A 5,938-nucleotide genomic window follows, 5' to 3' on the forward strand; every position below is an offset into this window, starting at 1 on the left:
CCACGGACATCGGACTGCCCGCGGTGCGGGCCGTGCGCGAGAATCTGCCGTTGCTGCTGAAGAATCTGCTGATCCGCGCGGCCTCCCCACGGCTCGTCGACCGGCTGCCCATCCGGGCCAACCGGGACTTCGACACAGCGGCGGCGAACCTGCGCCGGGTCATCGACGACGTCGTCGCCACCGCTCGACGCACCGAGCACACCGGCCACAACGACCTGCTGTCGCTCCTGCTCGCGGCGAAGGATCTCACCGACATCGAGGTCAGGGACGAACTGAGCACCGTCCTCTTCGCCGGTATCGAGACCACGGCCGCCGCCCTGGCCTGGAGCTTCCACGAACTGGCCACCCACCCCACGGTCGAACGGCAGGTGGCGGACGAGATCAGGGACGTCGTCGGCGACCGCGACCGGGTCACGGTCGAGGACGTACCCCGGCTGGTCGTGATCCGGCGGGTGCTGGAGGAAGTCGCCCGCCTGCACGGTGTGCCCCTGCTGATGCGCCGCACCACGCAGCCGGTCGAACTCGGCGAGTTCCTACTTCCGGCCCGTACCGAGGTCGCGTTCAGCCTCTACGCCGTGCACCGCGACCCGCGCCTCTTCACCGATGCCGACAGCTTCGACCCCGACCGATGGCTGCCGGAACGTCAGAGAACCCAGACTGCCCGTTCCTTCATTCCCTTCGGCGCGGGCGTCCACAAATGCATCGGGGCGCAGTTCGCCTGGACCGAGGCGGCGATAGCCATCGCCACGATCCTGCGCCGCTGGCAGCTCACTCCAGTGCCCGGGAACACGCCGAAAGAAGTCGCCTCCGCCGTAGTACACGCCGATCGTCTACCCATGACCGTCGAGCCCCGGAGCGAATAGCTCCGGCAGATGTCCCCCTCGGCCATCAACTCTCCAGAACCGGCGTGAAGGTGACAATCCTCCAGAACCGCGCCGACAAGAGGAAACCAAATTGCCGCTCACTGGTGTTCTGCCAGAGAAGTGGTAATGATGAGGAGGCAGGCACGGATTCACGCTGATGCGGAACAGCGCTGACCGAAGGACCTCACTTTGCTCCCGCCAGCATCGCCCCGGAAGCGATGACACGGAGGTCCGATGGTGTAGCTGACACCTCACTTGGCGTGATCCACAGCCCGCGAAAAAGTGGTGGCCGTCTCTCTCGCGAAGAGACGACCACCATGACTCTCACAGAGTCGACGCACCATCAGAGACCGGGACCAACCCATATCACTGGGGTGCTCTAACGGCGTGGTTGCACACGCCTGTGCTCAGGATAGACCTATCTGACCGCAGTTGGGGAGCCACTCCCGAACGGAAGGCCAGTCCCTGAGCGCTGGAGCTCCCCGCTGCCACCGAGGAGCCTCTCGTGATTTCTCCGCATCATCCTTCCGGCAGGCCGCTGGCGTCATCGCCACCGCGTCTGTCTCCGCAGCGCGGGCGCCGAGACGACCGCCGATCGCACCGTGGTGAGGCCCCGTAGGCGCCTGCTGCGGTGGCTGTGGCTGTGGCAGGGGCCGTAAGGGGCCCGGTAGCGGCCACGCAGTCTGACCCATCCCTGTCCCCGCCTGCAGCGGCCCGGGTGAACGTCGCAGCGAGTGCCGACCCCTGAGTGTCGGCACTGCTGCTCTCCCGCCGCTGAACCATGGCGCAGCCGTGACATTTCCGGCGCGCAGGGGCCGTCCCGGGCACCCTGCCGCACACGCGTGAGACACCACACTTCCTGCCTGAAGGGTTTCCTCAGCATGTTCCTGACCCGACGCACGGGCTTGACCGCGATTCTGACCGCAGCTGTCGTCTCTGGCTCCGCGTTGACGGCCGCACCCGCACACGCTGCCCCGTCCAAGCAGTGCAAGACCAGCTTCAAGTCTTTCGCCCTGCCGGGGAAGCCCGATGTCAGGGTGTCCGCGACCATCTGCATCCAGCGCTATCGAGTGTCGGGCCCGTACCGCTACTACAAGGCATGGCTGCACAAGGTCTCCTGGGACGGGACGAGTGGGTGGTTCATCGGCGGCAAGCGCTTCCACGAGCTCTCGTTCTCCGTCCGGGCAGAGCACGGCCGCACATCCATTGCCAACTGCTCGCACGGCGGCATCTGCGAAGTGAACCACCTGAGCAGCTCCGTGAACGCCCGCGAGAGGGGCAGCAAGACCCACCCCAGCGGCGCTGGGGGGTACGGCATCGCGTGGGTCAAGACGAAGAAGGCCAACTGGACAGGTGACGCCACTGCCACCTATGACATCGCCGACGACGGTCGCCCCGGCAAGCAGTGGGAACTGGCCGGCACGAGTGCCGTGCGCTAGCGGTACCGACCGCACCGACCCGAAACCGCATGCCCGGCCGACACGAAGACAAGGGCTGGCCACATGAGGGAGGACCCCAGATATGCCGCGCAGCGCGCCACCGCCGGTCCGGCACCCGGCATCCGTCCAGGGCGGCGACCTGACGTGCTATCCGCCGGGCCAGATCACTCTCGACCTGAGTGTCTGCGCCAATCGGCACGGCCCGCCGCCCGGCGCGGTGCGGGCACTGAAGACGCTCCTCGCCACCCGGCCGGAAGACCTCGTCCCGCCGCCGTACGGCGCACAGGACGCCTACCTCGCGGCGGTCGCCGATCACCTCGGCCTGGACACGCCGCACTTGCTGATACCGGGTCGCGGGGTCAGTGAGTTCATCGTCGTCCTCTCCCGTGTCCTGAGGGGGCAGGATGTGGCCCTGGTCGTCCCCGACTACACGCACACGTGGCAAAGGTTCGCCTACGCCACGGCCTACGCACCCAAGGCCGCGGCGAAGGACACCGCCGAGCGGCGCCTGGAACGGGTGCGCAGGGCCATGTCCCGTCACCGGTTCGTCGTGTTGTCCAACCCGAGCAATCCCCTGGGCCACTACCTGCCGCAGCGGGACCTCCTGGAGGTGTGCCGACGGTACCCGCACAGCGTCCTGGGGGTCGACGAGGAGTACATCGAATTCGAGGGCAAGAACCTGAGCCTGGCCGGCTCCGACCTCGACAACGTGGTTGCCATGCTGTCGACGGGCAAAACCTATGGGCTCACCGCGGCCCGAGCCGGCATCCTCTGGACCCGCAATCTCGCCCTGCGGGAGGCTGTGACCGAGCAGCTCATCCCCTGGTCCCTGTCGCTGCTGGACGTCGCTCTGCACGTCGAGGCCCTGGCCGACCCCTTCTGGCTCGACTCGGTACGACCTCTCATCCAGGAGCAAGCACGCGCCTTGGAACGCATGCTGGTAGAGCGCTTCGGTGACGCCGTCGCAGCCGCGGACCTCCACTACCGCTTTGTCCACCTGCCGGAACCCGCCCCGCTGCACGCACATCTCGCGGCCCGAGGCATCGCGGTGCGGCAATTCGACGGAACCGGAGGCACGGCACCAGGAATCCGCATCGCAGCACCGCGCGACGCCTCAGAACTCGACCGCCTCCAACAAGCCCTGATCCGTATCTCCTTCAGAGACAAAGACCGCTCGTGAAGATCACCCTCGATACCGCGACGGAAACCTACGAAGCCGCACTCCAATGCGTGCGCCGCGCCTACGGCAATCCGGAACGGTCGGCAAGAAGGACCCCGTACCCCGGCAAGTCCGTCCTGGAACCTAGCCCGAACACCGCAGACTCGTCGGTACGCTCCTCGCCCTCCACCGATTGAACTGGCCCTGCCAATCCGCCTCCTGCGGACTACTCCCGGCCGATGCGTTTCCCTCCTGCGTGACCCGGGCTGGCCGGCCCTCCGCGCCCCTTTTCCGCGGCTGGGTCCCGGCCACAGCAGGGTGCCGCCGTTCCCCCCGGCGGCACCCTGCCACTCTCAGCGGCAATGCATCGAGAGGGCGGTACGGCCCAACTGGAGGCAGCACCCCTGAGCCGTGCCGAGGGTCCGAAGAAATCGAAGAACTGCGAGGCGATATTCATGGCACTGCCGGGCGGGAGCCAGTGGAGGTATCGGAATGAGACGCCGGACTCTCAGGTACGCGATGCGGAATTCCTCGATGGCGAGCGAGAATTGGGTTACTCGGGTGAAGCTCGGGAATCTCCGGTCCCGCCGGGAGGCCGGGCACGCGGGGGCTCACTACCCGGCGGGGCGGGCGTACGGAGCTCCCGCGGGGGGGTATGGCTTGGCACCGACGAGGGGCGGATCCTCTACCATCCGGTCGCCCCGCCGGACAGACCTGCCGAGTCCTCGCCACCCGTGGACGACTCCGATGTCCAGGATGCCGACGAAGCGAGCCTCGACGCAGCCTGCTGGCTGATGCCGCGTCTGCCTCGTGAACTCATCGCCGAAACCCTGAAACTCGGGCCCTACCGAGACGGCCGCTGAGCAGTCAGACGATGGGGCGGCTCCACGCCAGTAGCGTGGCGGGCCCTCTGTCACGCCTTCCCCTTCTCCAGCCGCCTCATCTGTCCAACCAGCGCCAGAAGTGCTTGCCTGCTCGAATCCAGGAGTTCGGCACCTTCCAGGGCAAGTTTGCGCACCTCGGGCTGACTCAGGGCGTTGAGCAGTTCTGGCTGCCTGGCCAGTTCGCCGACGGTTTCCCGATGTTCGGCGCTGAGCTCTTGGATACTCAGCGCAATCTCACGCACTTTGCCGTCGCCGAGGAGAACGAGGGTCTGCAACCTGCCCAACAGTTCCGCGACAGTCTCGGAACTGGCCGCGCTGCCGGTGTCATCAATGTTGTCCAGTCTCACGTCTCGCACCCCGAGCCGCTTCATGGTGGACAACAGTTCCATCTGAGCCGTCTCGTCGTCTTCAAACGCCACCGCATCGTCGACGAAGTACGAGACAGGGCGATCGAAGAACCTGGCGAGCGCCCTCAAGTGGCTCAGCTTCGGATTCGTTCCGGGCTTCTCGTTGGCCAGCTCCCACAGATAGGCACCGGAGATCGGTACCTGTGTCTGCTCGCTGATCAGCCTCCCCAGTTTGTCCCACGACGGAGTCCTGCCTCCCGTGGGAGTCATCTTCTCCCTGAGGGCGCTGAGCTTCTCAGCAAGTGTCCGCGGCGGCGTACGCGCATCGGCAGCGCCGGTGTCAGGCATCGTCAGCCACTTCTCCTCTCATCCAGCAAGCCGTTCACAAGGTGCGGGATGCGTGAACCCTATCCATATCCACGCCTGTTGATGCCACCAGGGAGGCGGATGCGGTCAAGCCCTAGTCGTTTCGGACGCCAAAGGATTGAAAGGTGCATGCCGTCGGCAAGTCAGACGGCTTCAGGGTCTTCTGCAGAGCCCTGCCTAGCGCCCCCCAGCTCTCCACAGACGTTTGGATGTAAGTATTAGATTGAGGTAGATAGTGTCTATTGTACAAGATATGCTTTTTTCATCTACCAAGTGGCGCACCGCCCATGGGGGTCCCCCGGGGTGCAATCGTTGGTCGCTGACGGTGGACGAGTGCAGGCTCGCGGACACCGTTGCGCAGGAGCACCCGGCGGGCGGTTCGCCCGCCCCCTCCCTCGCGCGGTGCCGAGGAGATGCCTGCGGGGCTGATCCGGAGACGGCCCTACAGCGGTGCCTCTGAGGCCCGTAGGTGCGCCTTCCGCCTATCGGCGCGCTTCGACGCTGTCCCTATTCGACGGCCGGTCGGCGGACGGCTCCTCCCTGCCGGCTGCGGCAGGGCTGGCGGCCTCTGCCGCCTGCGCTCTGGTAGCCCTCGTCCGCCCGGCTAGTGATGCGAGCTTCGGCGAGGGCGTCGATGATGCCGTGCTTGCGTCCGGCCCGGACGTTGCAGACGGCTCCGGCCAGGGCAGGTGAAGCCCACGGCAGGCAGCCTTCGGGGTCGGCAATGACCTGCAGGCTCGGTGGCTTCCGAGGTGTTGCTCTGCGAAGTCAACAGAGCCGGTGGTTGGTTGGGTGTGGGTGGTTTCTCCCGGCTGGTTGAGTGTGAGGGGCTGCGGCGGACTGTGCGCAAGGTCGTTCGGCATCTTTTTTCTCCGCTCCT

The 5,938-nt window shown here is 66.4% G+C and carries 4 protein-coding genes and 1 pseudogene; 3 read left to right on the forward strand and 2 right to left on the reverse strand.

Annotated elements, in window-relative coordinates; translation table 11 throughout:
- The 3 genes from ACWF94_RS30715 to ACWF94_RS30725 form a co-directional block, all read left to right on the forward strand.
- On the forward strand, positions 1 to 863 hold an 863-nt coding region (locus ACWF94_RS30715), incomplete at its 5' end, for a cytochrome P450 (protein WP_453495758.1).
- Positions 864 to 1,810: 947 nt separating this feature from the next.
- A complete protein-coding gene (locus tag ACWF94_RS30720; protein WP_453495761.1) occupies positions 1,811 to 2,302 on the forward strand; it encodes a hypothetical protein in 492 nt (163 codons plus the stop codon).
- An 82-nt stretch (positions 2,303 to 2,384) separates the two neighbouring features.
- On the forward strand, positions 2,385 to 3,482 hold the full coding sequence (locus tag ACWF94_RS30725) for an aminotransferase class I/II-fold pyridoxal phosphate-dependent enzyme (RefSeq protein ID WP_453495764.1): 1,098 nt from the start codon (positions 2,385 to 2,387) through the stop codon (positions 3,480 to 3,482).
- An 892-nt stretch (positions 3,483 to 4,374) separates the two neighbouring features.
- On the opposite strand, the gene ACWF94_RS30730 is transcribed toward ACWF94_RS30725, so the two are convergent.
- Together ACWF94_RS30730 and ACWF94_RS30735 are read right to left on the reverse strand one after the other, a co-directional pair.
- Positions 4,375 to 5,040 (reverse strand): hypothetical protein, encoded by a 666-nt coding sequence (locus ACWF94_RS30730; protein WP_453495767.1) that lies wholly within the window; start codon positions 5,038 to 5,040, stop codon positions 4,375 to 4,377.
- A 561-nt stretch (positions 5,041 to 5,601) separates the two neighbouring features.
- Positions 5,602 to 5,796: pseudogene (locus ACWF94_RS30735) on the reverse strand (IS5/IS1182 family transposase); the annotation flags it as partial.
- Positions 5,797 to 5,938: the final 142 nt, after the last annotated feature.

This window comes from Streptomyces sp. NPDC055078 (assembly GCF_053607985.1).

Excerpts from the sequence above, each read along its gene's own strand:
- ACWF94_RS30730 (WP_453495767.1), bottom strand. The coding sequence starts at position 5,040 with ATGCCTGACACCGGCGCTGCCGATGCGCGTACGCCGCCGCGGACACTT.
- ACWF94_RS30725 (WP_453495764.1), top strand. The coding sequence starts at position 2,385 with ATGCCGCGCAGCGCGCCACCGCCGGTCCGGCACCCGGCATCCGTCCAG.